Origin of the sequence: Tepidimonas sediminis (assembly GCF_007556605.1) — a bacterium.
In the GTDB taxonomy this organism is placed as follows: domain Bacteria; phylum Pseudomonadota; class Gammaproteobacteria; order Burkholderiales; family Burkholderiaceae_C; genus Tepidimonas; species Tepidimonas sediminis.
In genome coordinates this window covers 152,845-170,357 of record NZ_VJND01000003.1, presented here as the reverse complement: position 1 = coordinate 170,357, position 17,513 = coordinate 152,845, and the positions used below count along the sequence as shown (strand labels likewise).

Sequence of the window (17,513 nt, the reverse complement as noted above, 5' to 3'; positions counted from 1 at the left end):
CTCAGCGACCCTCACCGGGGGCCGGCGGCAGGCGCGCCAGTTCGCGCTGCAGCGCCGCGACGTCGGCCTCGGCGCGCTCCACGCGGGCACGCAGTTCCTCCACGCGCGCCTGGTAGCGCGGCCCGTCGGTGCGTTCGTTGGCCAGCCGCGGCGGCTGCCCGCCGGCGTAGTCGGCGCGCGCCTGCTCCAGCCGCTCCTGCGCGCGCCGCAGCTCCTGCTCGAGGATACGGCGCGCCTCGAGGTCGCGCTGGCGCTGCTGGTCCGGGGCGACGCGCTCGGCTGCCGTGCGGCCGTTGCCTGCCGGTGAGCCGGCAGCGCCCCCGCCCGCAGCCGGCGCCGAGGCGGCGGCCGGGCGCGTGCCCTCGACGATCGTCAGGTTGCCGCCCAGCACCTCGCGGCAGCCGCGCGCGGCCGGGTCCGGCCCGGGGTTGTTGGTGTACTCGTTGCCGCAGCGCCAGATCTTGCCGCCCTGGGCCGCCGCCGTCAGCGCCGCGCCGGCCAGCGCCACCGCCAGCACCACCGCTCCCACCCGACACCGTTGCTTGACCATGGGCCACAGTATCCCCGAAAACGCCGCGGGGCGGCACGCCGGCCGCCCCGCCATCGCCGGATGGCCCCCTACCGGGGAGCCGCCAACGCCCGCCTTACAGGCTGTAGTACATGTCGAACTCGACCGGATGCGGCACCATGCGGAACCGGGTGACCTCCTGCATCTTCAACTCGATGTAGGCGTCGATCATCGAGTCGGTGAACACGCCGCCCTTGGTCAGGAACGCACGGTCCTTGTCGAGGTAGTCCAGCGCCATGTCGAGGCTGTGGCAGACGGTCGGCACCAGCTTGTCCTCCTCCGGCGGCAAGTGGTAGAGGTCCTTGGTGGCGGCCTCACCCGGGTGGATCTTGTTCTCCACGCCGTCCAGACCGGCCATCAGCAGCGCCGCGAAGCACAGGTACGGGTTGGCGGTCGGGTCCGGGAAACGCGCCTCGATGCGGCGCGCCTTCGGGTTGGCCACGTACGGGATGCGGATCGAGGCCGAGCGGTTGCGCGCCGAGTAGGCGAGCTTGACCGGCGCCTCGAAGCCCGGCACCAGGCGCTTGTAGCTGTTGGTGGTCGGGTTGGTGATGGCGTTGAGCGCGCGGGCGTGCTTGATGATGCCGCCGATGTAGTACAGCGCGAAGTCGCTCAGGCCCGCGTAGCCGTCACCGGCGAACAGGTTCTTGCCGTCCTTCCACACCGACTGGTGCACGTGCATGCCGCTGCCGTTGTCGCCGGCCATCGGCTTTGGCATGAAGGTGGCGGTCTTGCCGTAGCGCTCGGCCACGTTCCAGATCACGTACTTGAGCGTCTGCGTCCAGTCGGCGCGCTCCACCAGCGTGCTGAACTTGGTGCCGATCTCGCACTGACCGGCACCGGCGACCTCGTGGTGGAACACCTCCACCGGGATGCCGAGCTTCTCGAGGATCAGCACCATCTCGGCGCGCATGTCGTGCGTGCTGTCCACCGGCGGCACGGGGAAGTAGCCCCCCTTGACCGCCGGGCGGTGGCCGCGGTTGCCGTTCTCATACTTGGTGCCCGTGTTCCAAGACGCCTCGTACTCCTCGATCTCGTAACCCACCTTGCCCATCGAGGTGTTCCAAGTCACGCTGTCGAAGACGAAGAACTCCGGCTCGGGACCGAAGTAGGCGGTATCCCCCAGGCCCGAGGCCTTCAGGTAGGCTTCGGCGCGCTTGGCGATCGAGCGCGGGTCGCGGTCGTAGGCCTTGCCGTCGCTGGGCTCGATGACGTCGCACTGCAGGAACAGCGTCGTCTCCTCGTAGAACGGGTCGATGTTGGCCGTGTTGGGGTCGGGCATCAGCAGCATGTCCGAGGCCTCGATGCCCTTCCAGCCCGCGATCGACGAGCCGTCGAAGGCATGGCCGGAGGTGAACTTGTCCTCGCTGAAGGCGGAGATCGGCACGGTGACGTGCTGCTCCTTGCCCCGGGTGTCGGTGAAGCGGAAATCGACGAACTTGACGTCGTTTTCCTTGATCATGTTCATGACGTCGGCGACGGTCTTGGCCATGCCATTGCTCCTTGATTGGGTCAGGGGGTCGAAAAGGGATGAGCGGAATTTAGCAGGATCCATGCCAGCTCCCGCGGCGCCCCGCCGCCGCTGCAGCGGCGTTCCCCGGCAAGGGGGAGCGCGGCACCCAGCCGATCGCCGGAATGGGAGATTGCACCATCATGGTGCGCCGCCTCCGATTGGTGCATCGCTCAACGCACCAATTCAGGGCCCAAGGTCTGCCCCAGGGCCTGCAGCCCCTGCAGCAGCTCGCGATAGGCCGCCTCCACCGCCTCGGCCGGCCCCTTGACGCCGAGCTCGATGTGGCGGCCGTATTCGGGATGGTCGACGCTGGGCAGACTGAAGACCTTGACGCCGTCGAACTGTGCCTCGATGCGCTCCATCAACGGCGTCAGCGTCGCCTCCAGCGCACGCAGCACGATCACCGAGCGCTCGTGTTGGCGGCCGCGGCCGTGCAGGTGCGCGTACTCGGTATCCAGCAGCGCCTCGATCATCGGCCAGGCCATCACCGGAAAGCCCGGGACGAAGTGCACCACGGCGCCTCCCGGTCCGAGGCAGGTGAAGCCCGGAATGCGGTTGTACGGGTTCGGGATGATGCGGGCGCCCTGCGGGAACATGCCCATCTGCAGCCGCTGGAGATTGTCGGGACGGTCCGGCTCGAACGGCACGCCCTGCTCGGCCGCGACCTCGCGCATGCGCTGCTCGATCAGCACCTTGGCCTCGGGGTGCAGGGCCAGCTCCACACCCAGCGCCGCCGCCGCAGCCTGGCGGGTGTGATCGTCGGGCGTGGCGCCGATACCGCCGGTGGAGAACACCACGTCGCTGCCGGCGAAGACCTGACGCAGCGCCTCGGTGATGAGCGCGCGGTCGTCGCCGAGGTAGCGCGCCCAGGCCAGCGCCAGGCCGCGCGCCTGCAGCAGCTCGATGACCTTGCCGAGGTGCTTGTCCTGTCGCTTGCCCGACAGGATCTCGTCGCCGATGATGATGAGGCCGAAGCGCGCAGCAGCATTCATGATGCGGACGGACGGACGGAGGAGTCGGCCTCGCCCGGCAGTTCGCGGGCGGGCACGTCGATGACGCTCGCCGCGGCCGGCGCCGCAGGCGGTGAAGGCGGCAAAGCCGTCTGCTCGCGCAGCGCGGCCAGGGCCGCCAGCAGGTAGTGCACGAACCACAGCGAGGCGAACGCGAACACCAGCGCGTAGATCCAGATCGCCAGCGGCAGCAGCAGCGGCGCCAGCGCGATGAACATCGCCCCGGAGGCCCACAGCATGCTGGGAGCGGCGCTGATGAGGCCGGTGGCCACGCCCATGGCCAGCAGCGGGCCGCGGTGGCGCCGCAGCAGGACGCGCCGCTCCTCGGCGCTGGCGTGCGCGGCCAGCGCATCGAACGCCAGCACCCGATAGCTGAGCCATCCCCAGATGAGGGCCGGCAGCGCCAGCGCCAGCGGCGGGATCAGCCACAGCGGCAGCGTGACCACGAGCACCAGCAGCGCCAGCAGCGTCGACCCCACCGACCAGGCCAGACTGCCCCACCAGCCGGCGCCGTGGCGACGCTCCAGATCCGGAAAGCGCCGCGCCGCCACCAGGTCGACGATCGCCGGGGTCATCAGCAGCGCCACCAGCAGCAGCGCCGCCACCACGATCAGCGGCGTGGCCAGCACCAGCACCAGCAGTGGCGCCACCACGGCGCGCAGCCCGCCCAGGCCGACGCTGTCGAGCCAGCCAAGCACCCACTCCACCAGCGCCCATGACTCCAGCCAGTGCAGCACGGCATCGACCGCCCGGTCCCAGAAAAGATAGCCGAGCGCGAACGCGCCGGCCACCATCAGCACCAGCGGCAGCAACGACAGCGCAATGACCCGCGGGTGCAGGCAGTAGGCGACTGCGCGCCAGAACGAACCGAGCAGCAAGCGCATGGAGCCGCAAGCATACCGCGCCGGCGCAGGCCCAGGCCGGGCCGCGCTACCATGAGCGCATGGTCGAGCCCGTCCCCCCCGCGGCCAGCCACGTGCGCGTCGGCGGCGTGGCGCTGGAGGTGCGCCACCTGGCGCCGCCGGACGGTGCGCCGCCGCGCGCGCCGCTCGTGTTCCTGCACGAGGGGCTGGGCTGCGTGTCGCTGTGGACGCAGCGCGGCCGCGACTGGCCCGCCGAGCTGTGCGCGGCCAGCGGTCGGGAGGGCTGGCTGTACTCGCGCCGCGGCTACGGCCGCTCCGAGCCGATCCCCGACGTGCGCGGCCGCGGCCGCCATGCGCCGGACTACCTGCACCGCGAAGCGTGGACGACGCTGCCGGCGCTGCTGGCAGCGCTCGGTATCCGCCAACCCCCGGTGCTGGTGGGCCATTCGGACGGCGCCAGCATCGCGCTGCTGTACGCGGCGCGCCTGCCGGCAGCGGGTTGCGTGGCCATCGCGCCGCACGTCGTGGTCGAGGACGTGACGCTGCGTGCCATCGCCGCGGCGCGCACCGCCTACGAGGAAGGCGACCTGCGCGCACGGCTGGCGCGCCACCACGCCGATCCGGACAGCGCCTTCTGGCAGTGGAACGACGTCTGGCTGTCGCAGGCTTTCCGCGGCTTTGACATCCGTGCCGAATGCGCGCGCATCCGTGCCCCGCTGCTGCTGGTGCAGGGACTGGACGACGAATACGGCACGCTGGCGCAGCTGGACGCCATCCAGGCCGCGGCGCCGCACGCGCAGCGGCTGGAGCTGCCGCACTGCGGCCACAGCCCGCAGCGCGACCAGCCCGACGCCCTGCTGGCGGCCGTGCGCGACTGGCTGGTCACCGTGCCGTGACGATCGGCTGACACCCGCCGGGGTGGAACCGAAAAGACGAAGGCCAGCCCCATCGGGCTGGCCCTCTTTGACTGGAGCGGGAAACGAGTCTCGAACTCGCGACCTCAACCTTGGCAAGGTTGCGCTCTACCAACTGAGCTATTCCCGCCTTTGCGACAGGCTTTCACCTGCCGCGCTGACTGGAGGCGCGGGCCGGAGTCGAACCGACCTACTCGGATTTGCAATCCGGTGCATAACCGCTTTGCTACCGCGCCTTGTCCGGTTCAACCCGGCAACCGCCGGTTTGGCGGCCCGCCTTGCGGGCGAGCCGCCGGCAATCTGGAGCGGGAAACGAGTCTCGAACTCGCGACCTCAACCTTGGCAAGGTTGCGCTCTACCAACTGAGCTATTCCCGCATGCCGCACGACGTGCTGACTTGATCGTCGGCGCGTCGTCTGAAGCCTGCATTATAGCGGAAAAAATCCGCCGCTCGCCCGACTTCAGTGCGTCACCGGCACCGCGCCGCTTCCGGTCGCCGGGGCCGCCGGCGGCACGGCCGGCTCTTCCTCCTCCGGCAGCGGCTGCGGCAGGCGCTCCAGCGCCAGCTCCAGCACCTTGTCGATCCACTTGACCGGCACGATCTCCAGACCCTGCTTGACGTTGTCCGGGATCTCGGCCAGGTCCTTGACGTTCTCCTCCGGAATGATGACGGTACGCACCCCGCCGCGCAGCGCCGCCAGCAGCTTTTCCTTCAGGCCGCCGATGGCCGTGACCTCGCCGCGCAGGGTGATCTCGCCGGTCATGGCCACGTCGGCGCGCACCGGGATGCCGGTCAGCGCCGAGACGATCGCGGTGGTCATCGCGATGCCGGCGCTCGGGCCGTCCTTGGGCGTGGCGCCATCGGGCACGTGGATGTGGATGTCCTTCTTCTCGAACAGCTCGTCGGCGATGCCCAGGCGCCGCGCGCGGCTGCGCACCACGGTGCGCGCGGCCTCCACCGACTCCTTCATCACGTCGCCGAGCGACCCGGTGCGGATCACGTTGCCCTTGCCGGGCATGATCGCGGCCTCGATCGTCAGCAGGTCGCCGCCGACCTCGGTCCAGGCCAGCCCCACCACCTGCCCGACCTGGTTCTGCTGTTCCGTGCGGCCGTAGGTGTACTTGCGCACGCCGAGGAAGTCCGCCAGGTTGTCCGGCGTGACGACCACCGGCTTGCTCATCTTGCCCAGCAGCAGTCCCTTGACCACCTTGCGGCAGATGCGCGAGATCTCGCGCTCCAGCGCGCGCACGCCGGCCTCGCGCGTGTAGTAGCGCACGATGTCGCGCACGGCGGCTTCGCTCACCTCCAGCTCGTCGTCCTTGACGCCGTTGTTCGCGCGCTGCTTGGGCAGCAGGTAGCGCAGCGCGATGGCCACCTTCTCGTCCTCGGTGTAGCCCGACAGCCGGATCACCTCCATGCGGTCCAGCAGCGCCGGCGGGATGTTGAGCGAGTTGGACGTGGCCACGAACATCACGTCCGACAGGTCGAAATCCAGCTCGACGTAGTGATCCTGGAAGGTGTGGTTCTGCTCGGGGTCGAGCACCTCCAGCAGCGCCGAGGCCGGGTCACCCCGGAAATCCATGCCGAGCTTGTCGATCTCGTCCAGGAGGAACAGCGGGTTGCGCACGCCGACCTTGGTGAGGTTCTGCAGCACCTTGCCCGGCAGCGCGCCGATGTAGGTGCGCCGGTGGCCGCGGATCTCGGCCTCGTCGCGCATGCCGCCCAGCGCCATGCGCACGTACTTGCGCCCGGTGGCCTTGGCGATCGACTGGCCCAGCGACGTCTTGCCCACCCCCGGCGGGCCGACCAGGCACAGGATCGGCGCCTTGACCTTGTCGACGCGCTGCTGCACCGCCAGGTACTCCAGGATGCGCTCCTTGACCTTCTCCAGCCCGTGGTGGTCGGCGTTGAGCACTTCCTCGGCGTAGGCCAGGTCGTGGCGCACCTTGGTCTTCTTGCTCCACGGCAGGTTGACCAGCACGTCGATGTAGTTGCGCACCACCGTGGCCTCGGCCGACATCGGCGACATCAGCCGCAGCTTCTTCAGTTCGCTTTCGGCCTTCTTGCGCGCCTCCTTGGGCATGCGCGCCTTCTTGATCTTCTTTTCCAGCTCCTCGAGGTCGGCGCCCTCCTCGCCCTCGCCGAGCTCCTTCTGGATCGCCTTGACCTGCTCGTTGAGGTAGAACTCGCGCTGGTTTTTCTCGAGCTGGCGCTTGACGCGGCCGCGGATGCGCCGGTCGACGTTGAGGATCTCGACCTCGGCCTCCAGTTGCGCGAACAGGTGCTCCAGCCGCGGCACCAGGCGCTCCAGGTCGAGCACGCTCTGCTTGGCCTCCAGTTTCAGCGGCAGGTGCGCGGCGATCGTGTCCGCCAGCCGCCCCGGATCGTCGATGCTGGCGATCGAGGTCAGGATCTCGGCCGGGATCTTCTTGTTGAGCTTGACGTACTGCTCGAACTGCTGCATCACCGCGCGGCGCAGCGCCTCCAGCTCCTTCGGGTCGGCCTCGGCACGCTCGGCCTCGGCGTCCACCGGCAGCACGTGGGCGGCGAAGTGCGCTTCACCGTCGTCGACGCGCAGCACCTTGGCGCGCTGCACGCCCTCCACCAGCACCTTGACGGTGCCGTCGGGCAGCTTGAGCATCTGCAGGATGCTGGCCACGCAGCCGACCTCGAACAGGTCGTTCGGGGTCGGCTCGTCCTTGGCGGCGGTTTTCTGCGCCACCAGCATGATGCGCCGCTCGTGCGCCATGGCGGCCTCGAGCGCCTTGATGCTCTTGGGCCGCCCGACGAACAGCGGGATCACCATGTGCGGAAAGACGACCACGTCGCGCAGCGGCAGCAGCGGCAGCGTGACGGGCTCGGCAGGCAGAGGGGGCAGTCCGGACATCGGGATGGTTCCTTTCAGGCGGCTCAGGTGGGGGCGCGGCGGCCGGACTTCAAGCGGCGCGCGCCGCCACGGCGGCGGGCTGGCAGCACCGCGGCTCAGGCCTGCTTGGCTTCCTCGTGGTACACCAGCAGCGGCGGGCGGCCTTCGGTGATGGTGGCCTCCTCCACCACCACCCGCGCGACGCCGCGCAGGCTGGGCAGCTCGAACATGGTATCCATCAACGCCTGCTCCAGGATCGAGCGCAGGCCGCGCGCGCCGGTCTTGCGCTGCAGCGCCTTCTTGGCGATCGCGCGCAGTGCGGCCGGTCGCACCTCCAGCTCCACGCCCTCCATCGCGAACAGTTCGGCGAACTGCTTGACGATGGCGTTCTTCGGTTCGGTGAGGATGCGCACCAGCGCCTCCTCATCCAGCTCGGCCAGCGCGGTGACCACCGGCAGGCGACCCACCAGCTCGGGGATCAGGCCGTAGCGCACAAGGTCGTCGGGCTCCACCTGCGCAAACAGCTCGGTCAGCGGACGCTCGCGCTTGCTGCGCACGGTGGCGCCGAAGCCGATGCCGCTGGCCTCGGTGCGCGCCTCGACGATCTTCTCCAGCCCGGCAAACGCCCCGCCACAGATGAACAGGATGTTGGTGGTGTCCACCGCGATCATGTCCTGGTTGGGGTGCTTGCGGCCGCCCTGCGGCGGCACGCTGGCCACCGTGCCTTCGATGAGCTTGAGCAGCGCCTGCTGCACGCCCTCGCCGGAGACGTCGCGCGTGATGGAGGGGTTCTCGGACTTGCGCGTGATCTTGTCGATCTCGTCGATGTAGACGATGCCGCGCTGCGCCTTCTCGACATCGTAGTCGCAGGTCTGCAGCAGCTTGGCGATGATGTTCTCGACGTCCTCGCCGACGTAGCCCGCCTCGGTCAGCGTGGTGGCGTCGGCCATCACGAACGGCACCTGCAGCTTGCGCGCCAGCGTGGCGGCCAGCAGCGTCTTGCCGCTGCCGGTGGGGCCGATCAGCAGGATGTTGCTCTTGGCCAGCTCCACGCCACTCTTCTGCACCTCCTCGTTGTGGCGCAACCGCTTGTAGTGGTTGTAGACCGCCACCGCCAGCGTCTTCTTGGCCGCCTCCTGACCGATGACGTACTGGTCCAGGTGCTCCTTGATCTGCGCCGGCGTGGGCAGCGCATCGGCCGCCGGGCCGGACGCCTTGGCGGGCTCATCCTGCGCCTCGTCGCGGATGATGTCGTTGCACAGCTCGATGCACTCGTCGCAGATGAACACCGAGGGACCGGCGATCAGCTTGCGCACCTCGTGCTGGCTCTTGCCGCAGAACGAGCAGTACAGGGTCTTGTCGCGGGAACTCTTCTTGTCGGGCATGGAAAGGGCGTCGCGGTGGTGGGGCGATGGGGTTCAGGCACGCCGGTCGATGACCTTGTCCACCAGGCCGTACTCGGCGGCCTCGGCGGCGGACATGAAGAAGTCGCGGTCGGTGTCGCGCTCGATCTTCTCCAGCGGCTGGCCGGTGCGCTCGCTCAGGATGCGGTTGAGGTCGGCGCGCAGGCGCAGGATCTCGCGCGCGTGGATCTCGATGTCGGTGGCCTGGCCCTGCGCGCCGCCCAGCGGCTGGTGGATCATCACGCGCGAGTTGGGCAGCGCGAAGCGCTTGCCCTTGGCACCGGCGGCCAGCAGGAAGGCGCCCATGCTGGCGGCCATGCCGATGCACAGCGTGGAGACGTCGGGCTTGATGAAGTTCATCGTGTCGTAGATCGCCATGCCGGCGCTGACCGAACCGCCCGGCGAGTTGATGTAGAGCGAGATGTCCTTGTCCGGATTTTCGCTCTCGAGGAACAGCAGCTGCGCCACCACCAGGTTGGCGGTCTGGTCGTTGACCGGGCCGACGAGGAACACCACCCGCTCCTTCAGCAGGCGCGAGTAGATGTCGTAGGCCCGCTCGCCGCGGCCCGACTGTTCGATGACCATGGGGATCAGGCCCAGGGCCTGGGTATCCAGCGCGCTCATGCGTCGTGTGCTCCGTCTCGGGTGCATGGGGTTGTGCGATGGGCTTACTGTAACCGCTCCGGGGCTGCCCCGCGGCGGCGCCAGCAAAAAGGGGCGGACCGCCGTCCGCCCCCCGTCGCGCCGGCGCACCGGCCGGCGCCGGCATGCGCCGCCGTTCTCACTGGCCCATCAGCTCGGCGAAGGTGACCACCTTGGGCGTGACCTTGGCCTGCGCGAAGATGAAATCGGCGACATTGTTTTCCAGCACGATGGCCTGGATCTCCCCCAGGCGTTGCGGGTCGGCCTTGTACCAGCGCACCACTTCCTCCGGGTATTCGTAGGAGGAAGCCAGCTCGCGCAGGTGGGCCTCGACCTGTTCATCGGTGGCACGCAGATCGTGGGTCTTGATCAGCTCGGCCACCACCAGCCCCAGACGCACGCGGCGCTCGGCCTGCTCCTTGAAGAGCTCACGCGGGATCGGCGCCTTGTCGGCGTCCTTGATGCCGCGCTGCTTCAGGTCCTGGCGTGCACCCTCGACCAGGCGGTCGATCTCGGCTTCCACGGCGGCCTTGGGCAGGTCCAGCACGGCCGCCTTGGCCAGCGCCTCCAGCGCCGTCGTCTTGTTGCGCGCCTGCAGGCGGAACTTGAGCTCACGCTCCAGGTTGCGACGGATGTCCTCGCGCAGCGCCGCTTCGGTGCCGGCCTCGATGCCGACCGACTTGACGAACGCCTCGTCCACCTCGGGCAGCTGCTGCTGCTCGATCTTCTTCACCGTGACCAGGAAATCCGCCGTCTTGCCGGCCACCTCGCGGCCCTGGTAATCCTGCGGGAACGCCAGCGGGAAGGTCTTGGACTCACCCACCTTCATGCCGCGCACGGCGTTCTCGAACTCCGGCAGCATCTGGCCTTCGCCCAGCACGAAGGCGAAGTCGCTGGCCTTGCCGCCCGCGAACGGCTCGCCGTCGATCTTGCCCTCGAAGTCGATCGTCACACGGTCGCCGTCCTGGGCCGGCTCACCCTCGGCGCGCGGGCTGAAGGTGCGGCGCTGCTTGCGCAGGATCTCCAGCGTGCGCTCGACGGCGGCCTCGTCGACCGACGACTCCAGCCGCTCCAGCTCCAGCGCCGACAGGTCACCGAGCTTGACGTCCGGGAAGACCTCGAAGACGGCCTCGAACGCCACCATGCCCTCGGGGGCGCCTTCCTTTTCGGTGATGCGCGGCTGGCCGGCGACGCGCAGTTGCGCCTCGGCCACGGCGTCGGCGAACGCCTGCCCGACCTGGTCGTTCATGACCTCGTACTGCACCGAGTACCCATAGCGCTGCGCCACCACCGACAGCGGGACCTTGCCCGGGCGGAAACCGTCCATGCGCACCTGGCGCTGCAGCCGCTTCAGCCGCGCATCCACTTCCTTGCGGATGGCCTCCAGCGGCAGCTCGAGCGTGATCCGGCGCTCGAGCTTGTCCAGGGTTTCGACGTTGACTGCCATTGATCACTCCTAGAAGGGACGACGGACCCGCCCGCGGGACGAATCCTGAGGATGTTCGGTCATCCGGCACACCGAAGCGCCGGACAAATGGTCGATTGTAATGCGCCGCTCAGGCCGCGGGCCCGGACACTGCCGCCCACAGCGCCCATGTCAGCAGGCTCAGCAACGTGGCCGGCACGCCGATCGCCGCGTGGCGCCGCCAGTCCAGCCGCACGCCGTCACGCGCGGCCAGGTCGGCCACGATCAGGTTGGCGATCGAGCCCACCAGCAGCAGGTTGCCGGCGTAGGTGCTGGCCAGCGCCAGCGTCACGCCCGCCCCCGTCCCCTGCACGTGGGGCAGCAACAGCATCACCGCCGGCACGTTGGACACCAGGTTGGACAGCGCGAGCCCCGCGCCGGCCAGCACCAGTGGCTCGTGCAGCGCCAGCCCGTGGCGCCCCATCCAGTCCACCGCCTGCGCTGCCAGGCCGGTGCGCTGCAGCCCGGCGTTGACGACGAACAGCCCCATGAACAGCAGCAACAGCGGCCAGTCGACCAGCCCCATGAATTGCACCGAGTGCAGCCGACGGCTCAGCAGCAGCACGCCGGCGGCCACCAGCGCCACCCCCTCGTGCGGCCAGTCGGTCAATACAAACGCCGCCAGCAGCGCCGCCGCCACCAGCAAACCCTTGGCGGACTGCCAACGGTCGTAGGGCGGTGCATCGTCCAGTGCCGCCACCGGCGGCGCCACGCGCGGCGGCGTGCGCCTGAGCACCCCCACCATCCACAGCCACAGCGCCGCCAGCGCCAGCAACACCGGCGGCAGCGCCTGCGCGCTGTAGGCCGCGAACGGCAGCTTCAGCACCGAGCCGATCAGCATGTTCTGCGGGTTGCCGATCAGCGTCGCAGCCGAGCCGATGTTGGCCGCGCACGCCACCGCCACCAGCCACGGCACCGGATCCCAGCCGCGCCGCCAGGCGATGCGCACCACCACCGGCGTGACCGCCAGGCACACCACGTCGTTGGAGAACACCGCCGACAGCACCGCCACCAGCGCCAGCAGCGCCGCCATCAGCGCCGCCGGCGGCCAGGCGCGCCGCCCCACCGCCAGCGTCACCGCACCGTAGAAGCCCCCCAGCCGCATCTGCGCCGACAGCAGCATGAAGGCAAACAGCAGCACGATCGTCGGCAGGTCGATCGCCGCGGCAGCCTCGGCCACCGACCAGCCCTGCACCGCGATCATCGCGATCGCCCCGAGCAGCGCCACGCCGCTGCGGTCCAGCCCGGTGCGCGGCAGGCCACCCAGGAACATGCCGAGGTACACCATGGCGAACACCGCCAGCGTACCCAGCGTCACCCAGTCGAGAGCATCAGGCAGGGACATGGGAAGGCGAGGCAGACGCGGCCGGACAGCGGTCGCAGCCCGCGCAGACGCGACGACGCCGTGGTGCGCGCGGGGGGCGCACCAACACCGTCGAAACATCAATGGCTTGCAGTTGACTTGCGTAGATATTGCGTAAATAGCCGGAGCACACGCGACCCCCCCGCCTACAAGTGTATCCGCCAACACAGGCACACCCCGGATGGATTGGGGGCTCCGTCCCCATTGGCCTTCGAGGTCCCCGGGGATCCGGCACGGACAGGCATCCAACTTGCTTGCCTGGTACCCATGGACAGAGCGTTGCGATGGTTGCGGGCCTCGCGTCAGGCCATGGTAGCCGAGCTGCGGCAACTGGCTCAGACGAGCCGGTTGCTGCACACGACCACCGCCCTGGTTCACCAGCTGCAGCGGGAACGCGGGTTGACCAATCTGTTTCTAGGCAGCACGACCGATGAATGGCGCGAAGCTCTGACGCAGCAGACGGCAGCGACCGACCGGGAGCGAGAGGGCTTTACTGCTGAGTTGGATGCCATCGACTCAGGCATGACCACCCCAGGCTTGCAGCGTGCCCGACTGCTGACCGACATCGCCCTGGTGCACCAGGGACTGCAGGCACTGCCTTGGCTGCGCGAGCAGGTCTTGGAACGACGCTGCTCGGCACGCTGGGCAACCCAGGCGTACATCCGACTGATTCAGACCCTGCTGTCGATGGTGTTCGAGGCCGCGGACGCGGCCCAGGACCCCGACATCTCGCGCTGCCTGGTCGCACTGTTCCACTTGGCCCAGGGCAAGGAGCTCGCGGGACAGGAACGCGCCGCCGGAGCCTTGGCCTTCGCCCGTGGCTCGATTTCAGCTGACGAGCAACGACACCTCCAGCACCTGATTGATGCGCAACAGCGAAGCATCGAGGTCGTGGCCACGCTGACGTCGAAAGAGCTGGCCGACGCGCTGGCCAATCTGCCTGACGCGACGGTATTGGCCAAGCTGGAACGGTTTCGCCGTCATTTGCTGTCGTCTGGAACAGCCGCACGGCTGAATTCCAGCTGCAGTGCCGCTTGGTTTGCCGCCTGCACGGCACGCCTGGATGCGCTGCGCAGGGTCGAAGAGCAGCTGGTCCAGGAGCTGCGAGCCCTGAGCGAGCACAAGCTGCGGCAGGCCGAGCGGTCACTGTCGGAACTGGCCACCGGGGATCTGGACCTTCGATCCGACGAGGATGCATGGAAGGATGCAGCCGCCTTTTTTGCTGCTGAGGACGAGGCTGCGAGATCCGCAGCGCCTGCGCCGTCCTGGCCCCATGGATCCAGCGCGTGTGTCCTGGAGGTCATCGAGGCGCAGTCACGCCAGCTGCAGCAGGTCACGGCCGAGCTCGAACGGGTTCGGGCCAACCTGCAGGAGCGCAGGTTGATCGAACGCGCCAAGGGTCTTTTGATGGCCCGGCAAGGCCTGAGTGAGGCAGACGCGCATCGCCGTCTGCGCCAACAGGCGATGAACCAAGGCCGACGTCTCGTCGACGTGGCGCAGGCGCTGTTGGCCAGCGCCGAGCTGCTGCCGGCTGACCGCCCGTAAACGGCGCCAAAGTTGCGCAGCAGGCGCCGCAAGAGGGCATGGTTGCACCTGCGCGGTGCACTGCACGGAGCGGAAGGTTCGTTCACCGCCCCCGTGAAACCCACTACGACGGGGCATGCCCCATGATCTACCCTCATCGCCGACCTTGGCACGATTCGTGCTTGAGGGTTTGACAAAGCGCGTGACCAACGGCGGTCGGCGCGCACACACCGGACAACGGCGTCCTTTCGCAGCAGACCCCTTCGGGGGGTCTGACGACAAGGGCGCCGTTTGCTTTTTTCACCTTTTTTCACCCCCTTCAGGAGGTTTGCCATGACCACCGCTCACCATTCCGCTCAATCAGGCGCCGGCACCTCGCCACGGACAGGACCGCAGCGCCCCGACCGACGCCGGGCGCTGCAGCGCACCGCCGCCTTGGGGGCTGCCACCGTGTTCGGATCTCTGGGACATCCCGGGGTGTGGGCAGCAGGCTCGGACGCACCCGAGAAGAAGGAAGTCAAGATCGGTTTCATCCCGCTGACCGACTGCGCCAGTGTCGTGATGGCCAGCGTGCTCGGCTTTGATCAGAAATACGGCGTCAAGATCATCCCGACCAAGGAAGCCTCGTGGGCCGGCGTGCGGGACAAGCTGATCAACGGCGACCTGGACATGGCGCACGTGCTCTATGGCCTGATCTACGGCGTGCACCTCGGGGTCGGCGGGCCGAAGCGCAACATGGCGGTGCTGATGACCCTGAACCACAATGGCCAGGCCATCACGCTGAGCCGCAAACTGGCCGAGAAGGGAGCGGTGGACGGCCCGGGTCTGGCCAAGCTGATGGCCTCCGAGAAGCGGGAATACACCTTCGCGCAGACCTTCCCCACTGGCACACACGCGATGTGGCTGTACTACTGGTTGGCCAGCCTGGGCGTGCATCCGCTGCGTGACGCCAAGGTCATCACCGTGCCGCCGCCGCAGATGGTGGCGAACATGCGGGTTGGCAACATGGATGGCTTCTGCGTCGGTGAGCCCTGGAACCACCGCGCCATCATGGATGGGATCGGCATCACGGCGGTCACCACGCAGGACATTTGGAAGGATCACCCGGAAAAGGTGCTGGGGACGACTGCCGACTTCGTGCGCCAGAACCCCAATACCTGCCGCGCCGTCATCATGGCCGTGCTGGAGGCCAGCCGCTGGATCGACAGCGGGCTGCAGAACAAGCTGAAGATGGCCGAGACCATCGCCGACAAGGCCTATGTCAACACCAGCGTCGATGCGATCAACCAGCGCATCCTCGGGCGTTATCAGAACGGGCTGGGCCGGACCTGGGATGATCCGAACCACATGAAGTTCTTCGCCGACGGGGCGGTGAACTATCCGTACCTGTCCGACGGGATGTGGTTCCTGACCCAGCACAAGCGCTGGGGACTGCTGAAGGAACATCCGAACTACCAGCAGGTGGCGCGAGAGATCAACCAGACCGAGCTGTACCGTCAGGCCGCCACCCAGCTCAAAGTCAACCTGCCCAAGTCCGACCTGCGCTCCAACCGATTGATCGACGGGGTCGTGTGGGACGGCAAGGATCCTGCGCGCTATGCCGACGGCTTCGCTGTCAAGGCCTGACCCCGAGGAGCCCATCATGGTTGCCGCCGTCTTTCACATGCCGCCCGCGGACGAAGTGTCCTCGGTCTCGCCGCCGCCCGTGACTGCCGCACGTGCCCAGGGCGCATCCAGCTCGACCCCGACCCGCAAGCCAGCGCCCGCGCGGGCCAATGCCTCCAGCGCGGGCGCGGTCTGGCTTCCGACCTTGACGCGGGCACTGGCTGCTGCCAGCGGCTTGGCGCTGCTGGTGGGCGTCTGGGCGCTGCTGACCCGGGAGGGCGGCGCGTTTCCCACCCCGCGCTCCACCTTCGAGGCCGCATGGGCCCTGTTCAGCGATCCGTTCTACCAGAACGGCCCCAATGATCAAGGAATCGGCTGGAACGTCCTGCACAGCCTGCAGCGCGTCGGTCTGGGCTTCGGCCTGGCGGCGCTGGTCGGCATTCCGCTGGGCTTCGCGCTGGGCAGCTCGCGCTGGCTGTCGGCGATGTTCGCCCCGCTGATCGCCCTGCTGCGCCCGGTCAGCCCGCTGGCGTGGCTGCCGATCGGGCTGCTGGTCTTCAAGAGCGCCAACCCGGCCGCCATCTGGACGATCTTCATCTGCTCCATCTGGCCGATGATCATCAACACCGCGGTGGGCGTTCAGCGCGTTCCGCAGGACTACCTCAACGTGGCCCGGGTGCTGGATCTGTCCAGCTGGACGGTGCTGACGCGCATCCTGCTGCCGGCCACGCTGCCGTACGTGCTGACCGGTGTGCGTCTGAGCGTGGGCACGGCGTGGCTGGTCATCGTCGCCGCCGAGATGCTCACCGGGGGGGTCGGCATCGGCTTCTGGGTCTGGGACGAGTGGAACAACCTCAACGTCCAGCACATCCTGGTGGCGATCCTCGTCATCGGCCTGGTCGGCCTGGCGTTGGAGACCGTGCTCGTGCGGCTGGCTGCCGCGTTCACGTACGACGAGGTGCGCTCATGAACCCGCAAGACCTGAAGTACATCGAGATCCAAGGCGTGGGACAGGTGTTCAAGACGCCACGGGGGCCGTTCGTCGCGCTGCGCGACATCAACCTGACCATCGCCAAGGGGGAGTTCGTCACGCTGATCGGCCACTCCGGTTGCGGCAAATCCACCTTGCTCAACCTGATCGCGGGACTGACCCGGCCGAGCCAGGGCGTGCTGCTGTGCGCCGGCCGGGAAATCGCCGGGCCAGGGCCGGACCGCGCCATGGTGTTTCAGAACCACGCGCTGCTGCCGTGGCTCACCTGTTTCGACAACGTTTACCTCGGTGTCGAGCGGGTGTTTGGCGCCAGCGAGCCCAAGGCGCGGCTGCGGGAGCGCACGGCGGCGGCGCTGGAGCTGGTCGGTCTGGCGCACGCCGCGCAAAAGCGGCCGGGCGAGATCAGCGGCGGCATGAAGCAGCGCGTGGGGATCGCCCGGGCGCTGGCCATCGAGCCCAAGGTGTTGCTGATGGACGAACCGTTCGGGGCGCTGGATGCGTTGACGCGCGCCCGCCTGCAGGATGAGCTGCTCGACATCGTCGAACGCACCCGCAGCACGGTGGTGATGGTCACGCATGACGTCGACGAGGCGGTGCTGCTGGCGGACAAGATCGTGATGATGACCAACGGGCCGGCTGCCACCATCGGCGAGGTGCTGCCGGTGCCCTTGGCCCGGCCGCGGCAGCGGCTGCAGTTGGCCGAGGATGCCACCTACCTGCGCTGCCGCAAGGCCGTGCTGGACTTCCTCTACACCCGCCAGACGCATGTTGAGAAGGCTGCCTGA

Annotated in this window: 14 protein-coding genes and 3 tRNA genes; 5 read left to right on the top strand and 12 right to left on the bottom strand. The window is 68.6% G+C overall.

Going from position 1 to position 17,513, the window contains the following annotated elements; genetic code table 11:
- Position 1 precedes the first annotated feature (1 nt).
- The 4 genes from Tsedi_RS04040 to Tsedi_RS04025 form a co-directional block, all read right to left on the bottom strand.
- Positions 2–550, bottom strand: coding sequence for an HlyD family secretion protein (locus Tsedi_RS04040; protein WP_246099172.1), 549 nt, complete (start codon positions 548–550; stop codon positions 2–4).
- 94 nt (positions 551–644) lie between these two features.
- Entirely contained in the window at positions 645–2,060 is a 1,416-nt protein-coding gene (gene glnA, locus Tsedi_RS04035) for a type I glutamate--ammonia ligase (protein ID WP_143893842.1), read from the bottom strand.
- Between the two features lie 191 nt (positions 2,061–2,251).
- Complete coding sequence (locus tag Tsedi_RS04030; RefSeq protein ID WP_143893840.1) at positions 2,252–3,073, bottom strand: competence/damage-inducible protein A; 822 nt, start codon at positions 3,071–3,073, stop codon at positions 2,252–2,254.
- Positions 3,070–3,975 carry an EI24 domain-containing protein gene (locus tag Tsedi_RS04025; RefSeq protein WP_143893838.1) on the bottom strand — a complete coding sequence of 302 codons (906 nt, stop codon included), beginning with the start codon at positions 3,973–3,975 and terminating at the stop codon, positions 3,070–3,072. Before Tsedi_RS04025 ends, Tsedi_RS04030 begins: the two co-directional genes overlap by 4 nt.
- Before the next feature lie 59 nt (positions 3,976–4,034).
- On the opposite strand from Tsedi_RS04025, the gene Tsedi_RS04020 reads away from it, so the two are divergent.
- Positions 4,035–4,850: an alpha/beta fold hydrolase gene (locus Tsedi_RS04020; protein ID WP_143893836.1), complete on the top strand. Its 816-nt coding sequence runs from the start codon at positions 4,035–4,037 to the stop codon at positions 4,848–4,850.
- A 72-nt stretch (positions 4,851–4,922) separates the two neighbouring features.
- On the opposite strand, the gene Tsedi_RS04015 is transcribed toward Tsedi_RS04020, so the two are convergent.
- From Tsedi_RS04015 to Tsedi_RS03980, 8 genes are all read right to left on the bottom strand, one after another.
- Positions 4,923–4,998: transfer RNA gene (locus Tsedi_RS04015), tRNA-Gly, on the bottom strand.
- Positions 4,999–5,030: 32 nt separating this feature from the next.
- A tRNA-Cys gene (locus Tsedi_RS04010) sits at positions 5,031–5,104 on the bottom strand.
- Between the two features lie 65 nt (positions 5,105–5,169).
- Positions 5,170–5,245 (bottom strand) — tRNA-Gly (locus Tsedi_RS04005).
- A gap of 84 nt (positions 5,246–5,329) precedes the next feature.
- Positions 5,330–7,756, bottom strand: a complete 2,427-nt coding sequence (gene lon, locus Tsedi_RS04000) for an endopeptidase La (protein ID WP_143893834.1) — start codon at positions 7,754–7,756, stop codon at positions 5,330–5,332.
- Between the two features lie 95 nt (positions 7,757–7,851).
- A complete protein-coding gene (gene clpX, locus Tsedi_RS03995) occupies positions 7,852–9,120 on the bottom strand; it encodes an ATP-dependent Clp protease ATP-binding subunit ClpX (protein WP_143893832.1) in 1,269 nt (422 codons plus the stop codon).
- Between the two features lie 33 nt (positions 9,121–9,153).
- Complete coding sequence (gene clpP, locus Tsedi_RS03990) at positions 9,154–9,762, bottom strand: ATP-dependent Clp endopeptidase proteolytic subunit ClpP (RefSeq protein WP_143893830.1); 609 nt, start codon at positions 9,760–9,762, stop codon at positions 9,154–9,156.
- Between the two features lie 157 nt (positions 9,763–9,919).
- Positions 9,920–11,227 (bottom strand): trigger factor, encoded by a 1,308-nt coding sequence (gene tig / locus Tsedi_RS03985; RefSeq protein WP_143893828.1) that lies wholly within the window; start codon positions 11,225–11,227, stop codon positions 9,920–9,922.
- 109 nt (positions 11,228–11,336) lie between these two features.
- The gene (locus Tsedi_RS03980; RefSeq protein ID WP_143893826.1) at positions 11,337–12,590 is read right to left on the bottom strand and encodes an SLC13 family permease; all 1,254 of its coding nucleotides are present in this window, start codon (positions 12,588–12,590) and stop codon (positions 11,337–11,339) included.
- Positions 12,591–12,917: 327 nt separating this feature from the next.
- On the opposite strand from Tsedi_RS03980, the gene Tsedi_RS03975 reads away from it, so the two are divergent.
- From Tsedi_RS03975 to Tsedi_RS03960, 4 genes are all read left to right on the top strand, one after another.
- Complete coding sequence (locus Tsedi_RS03975; RefSeq protein ID WP_185970574.1) at positions 12,918–14,153, top strand: nitrate regulatory protein; 1,236 nt, start codon at positions 12,918–12,920, stop codon at positions 14,151–14,153.
- A 312-nt stretch (positions 14,154–14,465) separates the two neighbouring features.
- Positions 14,466–15,758, top strand: coding sequence for a CmpA/NrtA family ABC transporter substrate-binding protein (locus Tsedi_RS03970; RefSeq protein ID WP_143893822.1), 1,293 nt, complete (start codon positions 14,466–14,468; stop codon positions 15,756–15,758).
- Positions 15,759–15,774: 16 nt separating this feature from the next.
- Positions 15,775–16,707, top strand: coding sequence for a nitrate ABC transporter permease (gene ntrB, locus Tsedi_RS03965; protein ID WP_143893820.1), 933 nt, complete (start codon positions 15,775–15,777; stop codon positions 16,705–16,707).
- The gene (locus tag Tsedi_RS03960) at positions 16,704–17,513 is read left to right on the top strand and encodes an ABC transporter ATP-binding protein (protein ID WP_143893818.1); all 810 of its coding nucleotides are present in this window, start codon (positions 16,704–16,706) and stop codon (positions 17,511–17,513) included. The genes ntrB and Tsedi_RS03960 overlap by 4 nt, the downstream gene beginning before the upstream one ends.